The sequence below is a fragment of the Streptomyces sp. NPDC030893 genome (assembly GCF_055571535.1).
In genome coordinates this window covers 407,610-422,619 of sequence record NZ_JBVIFC010000001.1, presented here as the reverse complement: position 1 = coordinate 422,619, position 15,010 = coordinate 407,610, and the positions used below count along the sequence as shown (strand labels likewise).

The following is a 15,010-nucleotide window of genomic DNA, read 5'->3' as shown; positions in this document are numbered from 1 at the left end:
CCCCCGCATTGTCCTGGTAGGCATGGGCGCATGGCGAACGAGTCGACGGGCCCCGCGCCCGAACTCCGGGCACTGAAGCCGGATGAATGGGACAAGTTGTACGCGAACCTCATCCGTGCGTTCGGTGCGCCCCCGGAGGCGGACGAGGAGCGGGAGCTGTGGCGCGCGCTGACCGAGTACGACCGGTTCCTGGCTGCCTGGGAGGGCGAGGAGTGCGTGGCGTCGGCGGGCGCGTTCCGCTTCCGGCTGACCGTGCCCGGTGGCGCGTCCGTCGCGGCCGCGGGGGTCACGATGGTCGGCGTGGCCGCCACGCACCGGCGGCGCGGGGTGCTGACGTCCATGATGCGGCGGCAGTTGGACGACGTCCGGTCCTGGGGCGAGCCGCTGGCGGTGCTCACGGCGTCCGAGCCGGCGATCTACGGCCGGTACGGGTACGGGGCGGCGACCTTCCAGACGGACGCGGAGATCGACACCGGGCGCGCGGGACTGTCGGTGCCGCCCGGCACGGATGACGTACGCCTGCGGTACGTGGCGCCCGGCGACGCGCTGGACGCCTGCGAGGCGGTCTACGCCCAACTGGTGCCGGGCCGCCCGGGGATGGTGGCGCGGGGACCCGGCTGGGAGCGGCTGGGGGTGCTCGATCCGGAGAGCGAGCGGGACGGTGGCTCACCGTTGCAGTGCGTGGTCGCCGAGCGGGACGGCGAGACGGTCGGGTACGCGCGGTACCGGGTGAAGCCGTCCTGGGGGCCGGGCGGGCCCGACGGCGAGGTGGTCCTCAGTGATCTTCAGGCCTTGGATCCGGCGGCGGACGCGGCGCTGTGGCGGTTCCTGTTCGACATCGACCTGACGTCGACGCTGGTGGCGCGGGGGCGCCCGGTCGACGAGGGCTGGCAGTACCTGGTGTCGGACATACGCCGGTGCCGTCCGAAGCTGCGGGACGCGCTGTACGTACGGCTGGTGGACGTCGGCGCGGCGCTGCGGGCGCGGACCTACCGGGCCCCCGTGGACGTCGTGCTGGAGGTGGAGGACGCCTTCTGCCCCTGGAACGAGGGCCGTTGGCGGCTGAGCGGGGACCCGAAGGGCGCGTCCTGCGAGCGTACGGACGATCCTGCCGATCTCGCCCTGTCGGTGCGGGAGTTGGGCGCGGCGTATCTGGGCGGAGTGGGTCTCACCGCGCTCGCGGCGGCCGGCCGGGTGCGTGAACTGCGCGGCGGTGCGCTGGCGGAGGCGTCCCTGGCGTTCGGGAGCGACCCGGCGCCGTGGCTGCCGCACGGCTTCTGAGGGTTCTCAGGGGCTGCGCTGGCAGGCGGGGCACCAGAAGAGGTTGCGGGCGGCGAGGTCGGCGGTGCGGATCTCGCCGCCACAGATGTGGCAGGGCAGGTTCGCCCTGCGGTAGACGTACACCTCGCCGCCGTGGTCGTCGACGCGCGGCGGACGGCCCATCGCCTCGGGGGTGTGTTCCGGGCGGACGGTGTCGATGCGGTTGTCGCGGACGCCTTCGCGCATGAGCGCGACCAGGTCGGCCCAGATGGCGTCCCACTGCGTGCGGGTGATGTCCCGGCCGGCGCGGTAGGGGTCGATGCCGTGCCGGAAGAGGACCTCGGCGCGGTAGACGTTCCCCACGCCCGCGATGACCTTCTGGTCCATCAGCAGCGCGGCGATCGTCGTACGGCTGCGGCTGATCCTGCGGTGGGCGAGGGCCGGGTCGGCGTCCGCGCGGAGCGGGTCGGGGCCGAGGCGGTCGTGGATCGCCTGTTTCTCGCCGTCCGTGATCAGGGCGCAGGTGGTGGGGCCGCGCAGGTCGACGTACGAGGTGTCGTGGGCGAGGCGGAGGCGGACGGTGTCCGTGGGCGGCGGCACCGGGGCCGGGCCGAAGGTGACCTTGCCGAACAGGCCGAGGTGGATGTGGACCCAGTCGGTGTGCGCGGGCTCGGGGTCGCCGAAGCCGAGGAAGAGGTGCTTGCCGTGGGCGTCGGTGGTGTGCAGCCGGGTGCGGTCGAGAAGAGCGGCGGCGTCGCTGAACTTGCCCTGGGGGCTGGTGACGCGCAGGGGGTCGCCGGTCACGAAGGCCTCGGCGTAGTCCCGGGCCAGCCGGTGGATCGTGTGGCCCTCGGGCACGGGTCCCCCCTCGCTCGCTCTTCTTCGTCCCGCGTTCCGCTGTCTACTGCTGGGGGTGGTGGGCCGGGATCGGCGGGAGGTCGCCGGTGGTCTCGTACGCGGAGAGCATGTCGATCCGGCGGATGTGACGCTCATCACCCGAGAACGGGGTGCTCAGGAAGGTCTCGACGAACTTCGTCGCCTCGTCCTGACTGTGCATGCGCGCGCCGACCGCGACCACGTTGGCGTTGTTGTGCTGGCGGCCCAGGGCGGCCGTCTCCTCGCTCCACGCCAGGGCCGCCCGTACGCCCTCGACCTTGTTCGCGGCGATCTGCTCGCCGTTGCCGGAGCCGCCGATCACGATGCCGAGGGCGCCCTCGTCCGCGGCGGTCCGCTCGGCGGCGCGGAGGCAGAAGGGCGGGTAGTCGTCCTGGGCGTCGTAGATGTGCGGGCCGCAGTCGACGGGCTCATGGCCCGCTTCCTTCAGCCACTCGACGAGGTGGTTCTTGAGTTCGTAGCCCGCATGGTCGGAGCCGAGATACACGCGCATGCGTCGAGTGTGACACGGCCGGCGCCGGGTGGTGGCGCGGGGTGGGAAGGCGGGGCGGGGACGCGGGGCGCCGGGCGCGGGGCGGGACCGGCGGCCGCGGGAATCCGCCGGCTCGCGGGGGCACCGGCATCGCGGCCGGACCGGCTGACACGGGTCCCGTCGTACTCATGGGACACCCCTCGCCCGACGCCCCGGCGATCCCGCTGCTTCTCGGCAGCGACAACGAGCCGGCCGGCCCGGGACGGGATGAACTGGCCAGGACCGGGCCCGCCGAGGAGTCGGCGCTGCTGGGGGCGGCCGTGCCGTGGTGGTCGGCCCGGCGGCGGAGCGTGCCGCCGCGGGACTGACCGGCGGCACGCGAAGAGGCTCGCCGTCGCTACGACCGGCGAGCCTTTTCCTCACAAACTCCCGGCAGGTCAGCGCCTGTTGACGAACTTCCAGGCCGTGGGCAGCACACCCATCGCCAGCGCCGCCTTCAGTGCGTCGCCGAGGAGGAAGGGGGTCAGGCCGGCCGCGATCGCGGCGGAGGCGGACATACCGGTGGCGAGGGCCAGGTAGGGCACGCCGACGGCGTAGATGATCGCCGAGCCGAGGACCATCGTGCCCGCCGTGCGCCAGGCGGAGCGGTCGGCGCCGCGCCGGGCGAGCGCGCCCACGACGACGGCGGCCAGCAGCATGCCGAGGACGTAGCCGAGGGACGGCATCGTCATCCCCGACTTGCCCTCCGCGAACCACGGCACACCGGCCATGCCCACCAGTGCGTACACCGCGAGGGAGGCGAAGCCGCGGCGGGCGCCGAGGGTGGTGCCGACGAGGAGGGCCGCGAAGGTCTGGCCGGTCACCGGCACCGGGGAGCCGGGGACGGGCACCGCGATCTGGGCGGCGAGGCCGGTGAGCGCGGCACCGCCGAGCACCAGCGCGGCGTCCCGCACGCGGGAGGCCGGGACGAGGTCGGCGAGGACCTGTCCGGATCGGGCGGACGTGACGGAAGCGGTGCTCATGGGGTCTCCGCGGGGATGAGGGCGGTTGGGGACACCGCGACGCTATACCGGTGCCCCCGCGGCGATCACCGTCAGCGCTCGACAAAGGCGCGAACACGGTCTTGGTGGGCTCCGGACAAAGAAGCGGGGTGACCAGGGGCAGGAGGTGATGCCGGTCACTGAGGTGAGGTGGCGTCGGCGACAGCCGACAGGGCAGCGGGGCCGTGACGGGGCTGTAGGGATCCACCAAACGGACCGCCGACTGCCGGGCGCCCCGTCCCGCCCACCGACCGCCTGCCGACCGCCCCGAGGTAACCGGACTGTCACCGTCCGGATGGCCTCTGTCCACATGCTGGGCGGCCTCCTCGCGGCGGAGGGGAGGCCGCCCAGACTGGGCGGCGTTTTGTCATCTCCCGCATTGGACCAGCCGCGCCCATGCCCAGCACCACCGTCGAGACGCCCCCGAAGCCGGACGGCGCCTCCCTCTCGCACGGCCTGAAGCAGCGCCACCTATCGATGATCGCCCTCGGCGGGGTGATCGGCGCCGGGCTGTTCGTCGGCTCCGGCGCGGGAATCGCCGCCGCCGGGCCCTCCATCGTCCTCGCCTACACCCTCTCCGGCCTCCTGGTGATGCTGGTGATGCGGATGCTGGGCGAGATGTCCGCCGCGTATCCGTCCTCGGGCTCGTTCTCCGCGCACGCCGAGCGGGCCATCGGTCCGTGGGCGGGTTTCACCGCGGGCTGGGCGTTCTGGGTGCTGCTGTGCACGGCCGTGGGTCTGGAGGGCATCGGGGCCGCGAAGATCGTGACCGGCTGGCTGCCGGGCACGCCCGAGTGGGCCTGGGTGGCGCTGTTCATGGTGGTCTTCTGCGGGACCAACCTCGCCGCGGTGAAGAACTTCGGCGAGTTCGAGTTCTGGTTCGCCGCCCTGAAGGTCGGCGCGATCACCCTGTTCCTGGGCCTCGGCGTCCTGGCCGTCGCCGGTGTGCTGCCGGGCACGGACTCCCCGGGTGCCTCGAACCTCACCGACTTCCTCCCCAACGGCGGCGAGGGCCTGGTGATCGGACTGCTCGCGTCCGTCTTCGCGTACGGCGGCCTGGAGACGGTGACCATCGCGGCGGCCGAGTCGGAGAACCCGGTCAAGGGCGTGGCGAGCGCGGTCCGTACGGCGATGTGGCGGATCGCTCTGTTCTACATCGGCTCGATGGCGGTCATCGTGACCCTGGTCCCGTGGGACTCCCCCGCGGTCGTCGAGGTCGGCCCGTACGTCGCCGCCCTGGACCGTCTCGGCATCCCGGGCGCGGGTCAGCTGATGAACGTGGTGGTGCTGGTGGCGCTGCTGTCCGCGATGAACGCCAACATCTACGGCGCCTCGCGCATCGGCTACTCGCTGGTGGAGCGCGGGCAGGGGCCGAAGGCCCTGGGCCGGGTGTCGGGCGCGGTGCCGCGGATCGCCGTGCTGGCCTCCTCCGTCTTCGGCTTCCTGTGCGTGCTGCTGAGCTACTGGCGGCCGGACGACGTCTTCGCCTGGCTGCTGAACATGATCGGCGCGGTGATCCTGGTCGTCTGGATCTTCATCGCCGTCTCCCAGCTGCGGCTGCGCCGCCGGCTCGAGCGTGAGGCGCCCGAACGGCTGACCGTGCGGATGTGGGCGTTCCCGTGGCTCACATGGGTGGCACTGGCCGGCATGGCGGCGGTCTTCGTGCTCATGGCCCGGGATCCGGGCACGCGCGTGCAGCTGTACTCGACGGGCGGCATGACGCTGGCGCTGGCGGCGGTGGGATACGCCTGGCAGCGGGCGCGCGCCCGGGGCTGACCCGCCTCCCCCGCCCTCCGTGACGGCCCTCGCGTGGACACGCGGGGGCCGTTTCGCGTGCCGGGGGCTCACACAGGGCACCTTCTGCTGCTAGCTTTGTAATTGCGAGCTACTTGCAATAAGCGTCCTGCCTCGTGGTCGTCTTCTCACCGTTCACCCGGCAGGCGGAAAGAGGAAGGCCCCCGCGAGGACATGACTCGCGGGGGCTTCCGGGACGGCGTCACAGATTGCTGAAGTCCGGCCCCTTGGTGCGGCTGCGCTTGATCTCGTAGAAGCCCGGGACGGAGGCCACCGCGAGGGTGCCGTCCCAGAGGCGGGCGGCCTCCTCGCCCTTCGGCGCGGGGGTGACGACCGGACCGAAGAAGGCGATCTGCTCGCCGTCGGCGCCGGGGACCGCGATCACAGGGGTGCCGACGTCCTGGCCGACCTTGTCGATGCCCTCCTTGTGGGAGGCACGCAGCTGCGGCTCGTAGGGGGTGGAGTCCCAGTGCTCCATGAGGGACTCGGGCAGTCCGACGTCCTTCAGGGCGGCGGCGACCGTCTCCCGGCCCGGACCCTCGTCCTTGTTGTGGATGCGGGTGCCCAGCGCCGTGTAGAGGTCGCCGAGCACCTCGGCGCCGTGCTCCTCCTGCGCCGCGATGACGACCCGGACCGGGCCCCACGCCTTGGTCTCGAGCAGCTCGCGGTACTCGTCGGGGAGCTCGTCCAGCCGGTCCTCGTTGAGGACCGCGAGGCTCATCAGGTGCCAGCGGACCTCGATGTCCCGCACCTTCTCCACCTCCCGCACCCACCGCGAGGTCATCCAGGCCCACGGGCACAGGGGGTCGAACCAGAAGTCGACGGGCGTGGCGGCAGACTTGTCCGGCATGTCACTCCTCGTGAAGGCGGTCTCTCCCGGTGACAACGCCACGGCTCGTCCCGGCCATTCCCGGCTGCCCCGCGTCAGGGGCACATGGCAGGATCGGTCCTGTTCATTCCCTGTCGACGACGCATGAGGAGTCCGCCCGTGCCCGGTGAGAACCTGACCCGCGACGAGGCCCGGGAGCGGGCAGCCCTGCTGTCCGTCGACGGGTACGAGGTGTCCCTCGACCTCAGGTCGGCGGTCGGCGGGAGCGGCGGCGACGGCCCGCGCACCTTCCGCTCCGTCACCACCGTGCGGTTCCGCTGCGCCGAGCCGGGCGCGAGCAGCTTCGCGGACCTGATCGCCCCAAGCGTGACGGCCGTGTCGCTCAACGGGCGGGACCTCGACCCCGGCCAGGTCTTCGACGGCACCCGGATCCTGCTGGAGGACCTCGCCGCCGAGAACGAGCTGATCGTCGACGCGCGGTGCGCCTACTCCCGCACCGGCGAGGGCATGCACCGCTTCGTCGACCCCGAGGACGGCGAGGTGTACCTGTACACCCAGTACGAACCCGCCGACGCCCGGCGGGTGTTCGCCAACTTCGAGCAGCCGGACCTCAAGGCCCCCTACCGCTTCGAGGTGCGGGCGCCCGAGGGCTGGACGGTGTGGAGCAACGGCGCCGGTGAACTCACCGACGGGGTGTGGCGCTTCGCGGAGACCAAGCCGATCCCGACGTACATCACCTGCGTGGTGGCCGGCCCGTACCACTACGTGACCGACTCCTACGAGCGGGTCTTCGAGGACGGTACGCGCCTGGAGATCCCGCTCGGCGCGATGTGCCGCAAGGGGCTCGCCCCGCACTTCGACGCCGACGACGTGTTCCTGGTGACCAAGCAGGGCCTGGACTTCTTCCACGACCACTTCGACTACCCGTACCCGTTCGGCAAGTACGACCAGGCCTTCGTGCCGGAGTACAACCTGGGCGCGATGGAGAACCCGGGGATGGTCACCTTCCGCGAGGAGTTCATCTTCCGGGGCAAGGTGACGCGGGCGTCGTACGAGGGCCGGGCCAACGTCATCCTGCACGAGATGGCGCACATGTGGTTCGGCGACCTGGTCACCATGGAGTGGTGGGACGACCTGTGGCTGAAGGAGTCCTTCGCCGACTTCATGGGCGCGTTCTCCCTGGTCGGCGCGACCCGCTTCACCGACGGCTGGATCACCTTCGCCAACCGCCGCAAGGCGTGGGCGTACCGCGCGGACCAGCTCCCCTCCACGCACCCCATCACCGCCGACATCCGCGACCTCCAGGACGCCAAGCTCAACTTCGACGGCATCACGTACGCCAAGGGCGCCTCGGTGCTCAAGCAGCTCGTGGCGTACGTCGGTCAGGACGCGTTCCTGGAGGGCGCCCGGCGCTACTTCAAGCGGCACGCGTACGGCAACACGCGCCTCGGTGACCTGCTGTCGGTCCTGGAGGAGACCAGTGGCCGGGACATGGGCGCGTGGTCCCGTTCCTGGCTGCAGACGGCCGGCGTCAACTCCCTTACGCCGCAGGTGCTGTTGCGCGAGGACGGCACGGTCGACGAGCTGGCGATCGTGCAGGAGGCGGCGGAGTCGCACCCCGAACTGCGCCCGCACCGGGTCGCGGTGGGGCTGTACCGGCGCGCCGACTCCGGCGCCCTGGAGCGGTACGCGCAGGCCGAGACGGACGTCGAGGGCGCGCGTACGGTCGTGACGGAGCTGGCGGGCGCGGACGCGCCGGACCTGGTGCTGGTCAACGACGACGACCTGACGTACTGCAAGACGCGGTTCGACGAGACCTCGCTGGCCACGCTGCGTGAGCACCTGGGTTCGCTCACCGACCCGCTGGCCCGCGCTCTGTGCTGGTCGGCGCTGTGGAACATGACGCGGGACGCGCTGCTGCCGGCCGGGGAGTTCATCGAGCTGGTGCTGCGGTTCGCGGGCCGGGAGTCCGACATCGGTGTGCTCCAGATGCTGCACGCGTGGGCGGAGTCGGCGGCCGTGCACTACACCGCACCCGAGCGGCGCGAGCGAGCCGGGCGCCGGCTCGCCGAGGGCACCTCGGCCGAGCTGTACACCGCCGAGGCGGGCAGTGAACAGCAGTTGGCCTGGGCGAGGTTCTTCGCCCACACGGCCGACGCGCCGGCCGACTTCGAGCTGCTGACCTCGCTCCTCGACGGCACGGTCACCCTGCCGGGCCTGGAGGTGGACCAGGAGCTGCGCTGGGCGTTCCTGGAGCCGCTGGCCGCGCACGGGGTGGTGGACGAGAAGCGGCTGGACGAGGAGCTGGCCCGGGACGACACCGCCTCCGGCAAGCGGCACCACGTGCGCTGTCTGGCCGCCCGCCCGTCGGCTGCGGTCAAGGCGGAGTGCTGGGAGCGGGTCGTGGAGTCGGACGCGCTGTCCAACGCGCTGGTGGAGGCGACGATCTCGGGCTTCGCCCAGCCGTCCCAGCGGGAGCTGCTCGCGCCGTACGCGGAGAAGTACTTCGCGGCGATCGAGCGGGTGTGGACGGAGCGGTCGATCCAGATCGGCATGGATGTGGTGCGGGGCCTGTTCCCCGGCTTCCAGGACTCGCAGGCGACGCTGGACGCGACGGACGCGTGGCTCACGTCCCACGAGGACGCGGCGCCGGCACTGCGGCGGCTGGTCCTGGAGTCCCGGGACGACCTGGCGCGTGCGCTGCGCGGTCAGGCCTGCGACGCGGCTGCCGCCGGCGACTGAGGACGGGGCGGTACCCCTTCCCGCCCGTCCCCGAGGGGCGCCGCCCCGTCGGCCCCGGCCGCGGGTGGGCGGGGGTTGCTCGCGCAGGTCCCCCGCGCCCCTTCGGGGCGTCGTTACGGAATCCGGTAATCCGTGGCCGTAACCCCTGGCCGCACCCGAACGGACCAGGGGTTTTCGGTATCCGAACAGGCGTCCTTTAGTGCGGGCTTGTCCTTGTTTGCCGACAGGTGTGTAACAGGGGTTCAAGGGCCGTCCGGAGACGGGAAATTGCGGGTCATGAACCACAACACGCCGCTCTCCCCCCGCCCCCTGCACCACCTCTCCACCAGCACCGGACGCCGTCTGCTGACCCACACGCAACTGCGCGCCCACGGCGTCTCGGCCGCGGAGGCCGGTGAGCAGTGCCGTCCCGGCGGGCCCTGGCAGCAGCTCCTCCCGGGGGTCGTGCTGCTCCACCCCGGCCCGCCGACCAGCGAGGAGCGGCTGCGGGCGGTGCTGCTGTACGCGGCACGGGAGCGGACCGTGAGCGTTCCCGCGCAGCCCGGCGCGGACGAGCCTCCGGCGTCCCCCTACGGGGAGTCGATGATCACCGGGCTCGCGGCGCTGACCCTGCACGGTTTCGCCTCCGCTCCCCCGCTGCCGTCCCTGGAGGTCTTCGACGTCCTGGTCCCGCGGCTGCGCCGGCTGCGTTCGACGGGCTGCGCCCGGATCGTCCGCACGTCCGCCCTGCCGGTCCCGGAGCAGGTCACCGGCCTGCCGGTGGCGCCGGTGCCGCGGGCGCTGGCCGACGCGGTGGCGGGTCTCAAGGACGCGGCCGTGGTCCGCCGGCTGCTGACGGAGGCGGTGCGCGGCGGCCACTGCGACCCGGCGGCGGTGGTACGGGAGCTGACCGGCGCGAAGCTGCTGAACCGGCCGCACGTGGTGGACGCGGTGGACTCGCTGCTGGCCGAGGGCCGGGCGCTGGCGGAGTCGCGGCTGTACCGGATGGTGCGCGACCACGGCCTGCCGGACCCGTGCTGGAACGTCGACCTGCGCCTCCCGGGCGGTCCGCACCTCGGCGGCCTGGACGCGTACTGGCCGGAGCAGGCGGTGGCGGTGGTGCTCGACACCCGTGCGCCCCGTCCGGGCCGGCGCCCCGAGGACGACGCCGAGTGGACGGAGTACGCCCGCAAGCGCGAGCATCTGGAGCACCTCGGCATCACGGTCGTCCACATCACCCCGCGGGCGCTGCGGGACGCGGGGGAACAGCAGGCGGCCGTGGTCCGTACGGCCCTGATGGCCGCGGCCGACCGCGACCCGGCGGCGTATGTCGTCGTCCTGCCCCGTTAGGCCCTGTCGCCGCCCGGGGCCGGGTGCGCGGTCATCCCTCGACCGGGTCCAGGCGTCCCGTCGGCGGGCGTTCGCGCCACAGTCGCAGGGCGATGTCGACCAGGCGGACGCGGACCAGACCGGGGACGGCGCCGAGGGGCTGCCAGGCGGCGAGTTCCGTGGTGCCGCCGATCTCGTCGCGGAGGTCGCCGCCGGTGACGCGGGCCTCGTAGAGCAGCCGTACGCCGTGATGGTCGACGGAGCGGCCCAGGCGGGCGGGGAAGGTGCGGCGGGTGGAGTCCACGCCGAGCAGGCCCGTGACCTCGACGAGGTAGCCGGTCTCCTCCTCCACCTCCCGGCGGACGGTGTCGTAGGGGTCCTCGCCGTGCTCCATGCCCCCGCCCGGCAGCACCCACTCGGGGACGCCGCCGGGGCCCGGGGAGCGGGCGAGCAGGAGTTGTCCGTCCCGCACCACCACGGCGTAGGCCGCCACCCTCAACTTCTTCCGCATCGCGGCACGTTAACCCGGTATCGGGGGTCGGTGACCCGGTCCGGCGAGTCCGGCTGAGGAAGGCCGCCAGGGAGGTCCCCCAGGACGGCCGGCCGGGGAGGACGCCGGCCCCACGCACGTACGGATGACTTGTCGGCTTCGGACTCTTTCTCCGGATACGCACACCGGGGGTTTTCCCCACACATCCATTTCCTTTTCGCCAACCCTCGCCAAACATCAGCACCTTGCGTAAGGCTCAACGATCGTCCGGGACCACGTTCCGGACCGTCGCGGCCAGGGTCGATCGGCTCCGGTCGCTCCCGATCGTTCCTTTACGTACAAGGGATGCCGATGACCAACTCCCCCCAGCGTGACTCCATATCGGGCACCAGACGCGTGGCCCGCATCGCCGTGGCCGCCGGTCTCGTCGCCGCGCTCTCCGCGGCCGGGCCCGTCCCGCTGGCCTTCGCCGCCGACACCCCGCCCGCCGCGCCGGCCGACGCCGACGTCAAGTCCGCGCACGACAAGCTCGGTTCGGACGACGCCGACCTGCTCGCCGAGGCCAAGGCCGACGGCTCCAAGCACGTCACGATGATGATCGCCACCGCTCCCGGCAAGACCGAGCAGGTCGCCAAGGAGCTGAACGCGGTCAAGGGCGGCTCGGTCGGCCGGACCGACGACAAGCTCGGCTACGTCCGGGCCACGGTCCCCACCGGCAAGGCCGACGCGGCGATCGCCGCCGCCACCAAGCTCTCCACCGTGCACGGCGTCGACCTGCGCGACGAGATCCCGCTGGACGACCCGACGCCCGCCGCCGACACCACCAAGGGTGCCAAGGGCAAGGGCAAGCACAAGGGCAAGAAGTACCCCGGCCCCGACCGGCGGACCCCCGCGAAGAACCCGTACAACCCGTCCTTCGAGACGGGTGCGGTCGAGTTCGTCGAGGACAACCCGAGGGCGGACGGCCGCGGTGTCACCATCGGCATCCTCGACTCGGGTGTGGACCTCGGCCACCCCGCGCTGCAGAAGACCACCACCGGCGAGCGCAAGATCGTCGACTGGGTGACGGCGACCGACCCGATCGTGGACAACGACCGGACCTGGCGCCCGATGGTCTCCTCCGTCTCCGGCCCGTCCTTCACCTACGGCGGCAAGACCTGGACGGCTCCCGAGGGTTCGTATCAGATCAGCACGTTCCTGGAGTCGTACACCACCGGCGGCGACGCGGGCGGTGACGCCAACCGCGACGGCGACACCACCGACTCCTGGGGCATGCTCTACGACGCGCAGGCCGGAACGGTCCGCGTCGACCTGAACAACAACCAGGACTTCTCCGACGACACCCCGATGAAGCCGTACAAGGACGGCTTCCAGATCGGGTACTTCGGCACCGACGACCCGAAGACCGATGTCGTCGAGCGCCAGCCGTTCGTGGTGGAGATCCGCGAGGACGTCCCGATGGACCCCTACGGCGGCGACTGGATCGGCAAGAAGGCCGACTTCGTCAACATCGGTGTCATCGAGGGCTCGCACGGCTCGCACGTGGCCGGTATCACCGCCGCCAACGGCCTGTTCGGCGGACGGATGGACGGCGCCGCCCCCGGCGCGAAGCTCGTCTCCTCCCGCGCCTGCACCTGGTCCGGCGGCTGCACCAACGTGGCGCTCACCGAGGGCATGATCGACCTCGTCACCAAGCGCGGTGTCGACATCGTCAACATGTCCATCGGCGGCCTGCCGGCGCTCAACGACGGCAACAACGCCCGCGTGGAGCTCTACAACCGGCTGATCGACACCTACGGCGTCCAGCTGGTGATCTCCGCCGGCAACTCCGGCCCCGGCGCCAACACCATCGGCGACCCCGCCCTGGCGGAGAAGGTCATCTCCGTCGGCGCGACCGTCTCCAAGGAGACCTGGGCCGCGAACTACGGCTCCGAGGTGCGGACCAAGTACGACATGATGCCCTTCTCCTCGCGCGGTCCGCGTGAGGACGGCGGCTTCACGCCGACGCTGGTCGCCCCCGGCGCGGCGATCAACACCATCCAGACCTGGTCCCCGGGCGCCCCGGTCGCCGAGGCGGGCTACGACCTCCCGGCCGGCTACGGCATGCTCCAGGGCACCTCGATGGCCTCCCCGCAGGCCACCGGCGCCGCCGCGCTGCTGCTGTCCGCCGCGAAGCAGAAGCGCATCGACCTCACCCCGGCGAAGCTGCGCACCGCCCTCACCTCCACCGCCGAGCACATCCGCGGTGTGCAGGCCTACGAGGAGGGCGCCGGCCTCATCGACATCGAGGACGCCTGGGACGCCATCCGTGACGGCGCCACCGCGCACACGTACACGGTGCAGGCGCCGGTCGACACCGCGATCGACCAGTTCCTGAAGACCCCCGGTTCCGGTACGGGCCTGTACGACCGCGAGGGCGGTCTGAAGGCCGGCCAGAAGAAGACGTACGACATCACGATCACCCGTACGTCCGGTCCCGACCGTGCGCTCCACCACGAGCTGGACATCGAGAACAACGAGGGCCGCACCTTCCGCATCCTCGGCGACGACGACATCCGGCTGCCGCTGAACGAGCCGGTGACCGTCAAGGTCCAGGCCGCGCCCGGCTCGGCCGGCATCAAGAGCGCGATCCTCGAGGTCGACGACCCGCGCACCGAGGGTGTCGACCGGCAGATCCTGAACACCGTGGTCGTCTCGGAGCCGCTGGCCCACACCTTCTCCGCGTCGGGCAAGGCCCAGCGCAACGGCACGACCTCCTACTTCGTCACCGTGCCCGAGGGCGCGAAGACGCTGGAGATCGCGCTGAGCGGGCTGAAGGCCACGAGCCAGACCCGGTTCATCGCCATCCACCCCTACGGTGTCCCGGCCGACCCGACGTCGACGGTCAACTGCTACCCGAACTACGACAACCCGGCCAACACCTGCCGCCCCGACGTGCGTTCGTACGCGAACCCGCAGCCGGGCGTCTGGGAGATCGAGGTCGAGTCGCGCCGTACGTCGCCGCTGCTCGACAACCCGTACAAGCTGGACGTCGCCGTGCTCGGCGCGGTCTTCGACCCGGAGACCGTGACGGTGCCCGAGGCGAAGATCGGCACGCCGGCCGCCGCTTCCTGGACGGTGACGAACGAGCTCGCCGCCATCGAGGGCAAGCTGGTGGGCGGCCCGCTCGGCTCGTCCAAGACGGACCGTCCCGCCATCCGCACGGGTGAGACGCACACGACGACGGTCGAGGTGCCCGAGGGCGCCGCGTCGCTCGACGTCTCCATCGGCAACGTGTCCGACACGGCCGCCGACCTGGACCTGACGGTCTACGACGCGGCCGGCAACCAGGTCGCCCAGGCCGCCGACGGCGACTCGGAGGAGTCGGTCTCGATCGCCTCCCCGGCGGCCGGTACGTACACCGTCGAGGTGGACGGCTACTCGGTCCCGGCGGGTTCGACGGACTACGACTACCTGGACGTGTTCTTCTCCTCCACGCTCGGCTCCGTCGCTGTCGACGGCTCCGCGTCGGTCGAGCTCGGCACGGGCGACTCGGCCACCGTCTCCGGCGACGTCACCGTCGCGGCGGCGGCTCCCGAGGGACGTGCGTTCTTCGGCCGCGTGCAGCTGGTGAACGAGCGCGGCACGGTCGCGGGCCTCGGCAGCGTGGCGATCGGCAAGGTCGTCCCGTAACCGGCTGAGGTGTGAAGGGAAGGGGCGGGCGTCCGTTGACCGGGCGCCCGCCCCTTCGGCGTACTCAGCCGCAGGCCAGGGTGCGGGACTCGGGGAGCGAGGCGATGATCCGGGCCCGCTCGGGGGCGATGTCGGGCTCACCGACGATCACCGCGTCCGGGTGGGCGCCGTCGGCCGGCATGCCGATCAGCACGCGGTCGCCCGGCCGCAGCGGGGGCTCCGCGGCGGTGTCCCGGAGGAACGTGACCTCGCCCCCGCCCTTGTAGTACCGGCTCGGCTCCAGGGTGACGCGCTCCGTGCCGGCGGCTCCCGGCACCTGCTCCACCGCGGTCACCGGCCCTTCGGCGACCAGTCGCGCGCACGCGAGGTAGCGGGGGCTGCCGAAGGCGACCCCGGCCTCCTGCTTGGCGTCCGCGGCGGCACCGTTCACCGCCGAGTCGGCCGTTCCCCCTTCCTGCGACACGAGCCATCCCATGCCGAGCACCAGACCGGCGGCGGCAGCGGCGACG

General features: G+C 72.2%; 11 protein-coding genes and 1 pseudogene. 6 read left to right on the top strand and 6 right to left on the bottom strand.

Translation table 11 applies throughout. The features are described from left to right. Positions 1-30 precede the first annotated feature (30 nt). Positions 31-1,281: a GNAT family N-acetyltransferase gene (locus ACZ434_RS01845; protein ID WP_468450714.1), complete on the top strand. Its 1,251-nt coding sequence runs from the start codon at positions 31-33 to the stop codon at positions 1,279-1,281. A 6-nt stretch (positions 1,282-1,287) separates the two neighbouring features. Here ACZ434_RS01845 and ACZ434_RS01840 read toward each other — a convergent pair whose 3' ends face one another. Together ACZ434_RS01840 and ACZ434_RS01835 are read right to left on the bottom strand one after the other, a co-directional pair. Next, entirely contained in the window at positions 1,288-2,118 is an 831-nt protein-coding gene (locus ACZ434_RS01840; protein WP_468450712.1) for an Fpg/Nei family DNA glycosylase, read from the bottom strand. A 43-nt stretch (positions 2,119-2,161) separates the two neighbouring features. Further along, entirely contained in the window at positions 2,162-2,647 is a 486-nt protein-coding gene (locus ACZ434_RS01835; RefSeq protein WP_468450711.1) for a ribose-5-phosphate isomerase, read from the bottom strand. A gap of 167 nt (positions 2,648-2,814) precedes the next feature. Between ACZ434_RS01835 and ACZ434_RS01830 the strand changes: the two genes are divergently transcribed. Continuing rightward, on the top strand, positions 2,815-2,994 hold the full coding sequence (locus ACZ434_RS01830; RefSeq protein ID WP_468450710.1) for a hypothetical protein: 180 nt from the start codon (positions 2,815-2,817) through the stop codon (positions 2,992-2,994). 69 nt (positions 2,995-3,063) lie between these two features. Here ACZ434_RS01830 and ACZ434_RS01825 read toward each other — a convergent pair whose 3' ends face one another. Further along, positions 3,064-3,648, bottom strand: coding sequence for a biotin transporter BioY (locus ACZ434_RS01825; RefSeq protein ID WP_468450709.1), 585 nt, complete (start codon positions 3,646-3,648; stop codon positions 3,064-3,066). Between the two features lie 414 nt (positions 3,649-4,062). On the opposite strand from ACZ434_RS01825, the gene ACZ434_RS01820 reads away from it, so the two are divergent. Further along, positions 4,063-5,442 carry an amino acid permease gene (locus ACZ434_RS01820; protein WP_468450708.1) on the top strand — a complete coding sequence of 460 codons (1,380 nt, stop codon included), beginning with the start codon at positions 4,063-4,065 and terminating at the stop codon, positions 5,440-5,442. Between the two features lie 220 nt (positions 5,443-5,662). On the opposite strand, the gene ACZ434_RS01815 is transcribed toward ACZ434_RS01820, so the two are convergent. Further along, positions 5,663-6,310, bottom strand: coding sequence for a mycothiol-dependent nitroreductase Rv2466c family protein (locus tag ACZ434_RS01815; protein WP_468450706.1), 648 nt, complete (start codon positions 6,308-6,310; stop codon positions 5,663-5,665). Positions 6,311-6,448: 138 nt separating this feature from the next. Between ACZ434_RS01815 and pepN the strand changes: the two genes are divergently transcribed. Both pepN and ACZ434_RS01805 read left to right on the top strand, forming a co-directional pair. Continuing rightward, positions 6,449-9,031, top strand: a complete 2,583-nt coding sequence (gene pepN, locus ACZ434_RS01810) for an aminopeptidase N (RefSeq protein WP_468450705.1) — start codon at positions 6,449-6,451, stop codon at positions 9,029-9,031. Between the two features lie 276 nt (positions 9,032-9,307). Further along, positions 9,308-10,360: a hypothetical protein gene (locus ACZ434_RS01805; protein ID WP_468450703.1), complete on the top strand. Its 1,053-nt coding sequence runs from the start codon at positions 9,308-9,310 to the stop codon at positions 10,358-10,360. Between the two features lie 31 nt (positions 10,361-10,391). On the opposite strand, the gene ACZ434_RS01800 is transcribed toward ACZ434_RS01805, so the two are convergent. Then, a complete protein-coding gene (locus ACZ434_RS01800; protein ID WP_468450701.1) occupies positions 10,392-10,850 on the bottom strand; it encodes an NUDIX hydrolase in 459 nt (152 codons plus the stop codon). 330 nt (positions 10,851-11,180) lie between these two features. On the opposite strand from ACZ434_RS01800, the gene ACZ434_RS01795 reads away from it, so the two are divergent. Further along, the gene (locus ACZ434_RS01795; RefSeq protein ID WP_468450699.1) at positions 11,181-14,501 is read left to right on the top strand and encodes a S8 family serine peptidase; all 3,321 of its coding nucleotides are present in this window, start codon (positions 11,181-11,183) and stop codon (positions 14,499-14,501) included. Between the two features lie 64 nt (positions 14,502-14,565). Here ACZ434_RS01795 and ACZ434_RS01790 read toward each other — a convergent pair. Further along, positions 14,566-15,010: pseudogene (locus ACZ434_RS01790) on the bottom strand (hypothetical protein); the annotation flags it as partial.

Bases quoted from the DNA above. Each gene is read 5' to 3' on its own strand.
- ACZ434_RS01815 (WP_468450706.1), bottom strand. From the start codon at position 6,310: ATGCCGGACAAGTCTGCCGCCACGCCCGTCGACTTCTGGTTCGACCCC.
- ACZ434_RS01800 (WP_468450701.1), bottom strand. From the start codon at position 10,850: ATGCGGAAGAAGTTGAGGGTGGCGGCCTACGCCGTGGTGGTGCGGGAC.
- ACZ434_RS01795 (WP_468450699.1), top strand. From the start codon at position 11,181: ATGACCAACTCCCCCCAGCGTGACTCCATATCGGGCACCAGACGCGTG.
- ACZ434_RS01845 (WP_468450714.1), top strand. From the start codon at position 31: ATGGCGAACGAGTCGACGGGCCCCGCGCCCGAACTCCGGGCACTGAAG.
- ACZ434_RS01820 (WP_468450708.1), top strand. From the start codon at position 4,063: ATGCCCAGCACCACCGTCGAGACGCCCCCGAAGCCGGACGGCGCCTCC.
- ACZ434_RS01805 (WP_468450703.1), top strand. From the start codon at position 9,308: ATGAACCACAACACGCCGCTCTCCCCCCGCCCCCTGCACCACCTCTCC.
- ACZ434_RS01835 (WP_468450711.1), bottom strand. From the start codon at position 2,647: ATGCGCGTGTATCTCGGCTCCGACCATGCGGGCTACGAACTCAAGAAC.
- ACZ434_RS01830 (WP_468450710.1), top strand. From the start codon at position 2,815: ATGGGACACCCCTCGCCCGACGCCCCGGCGATCCCGCTGCTTCTCGGC.
- ACZ434_RS01825 (WP_468450709.1), bottom strand. From the start codon at position 3,648: ATGAGCACCGCTTCCGTCACGTCCGCCCGATCCGGACAGGTCCTCGCC.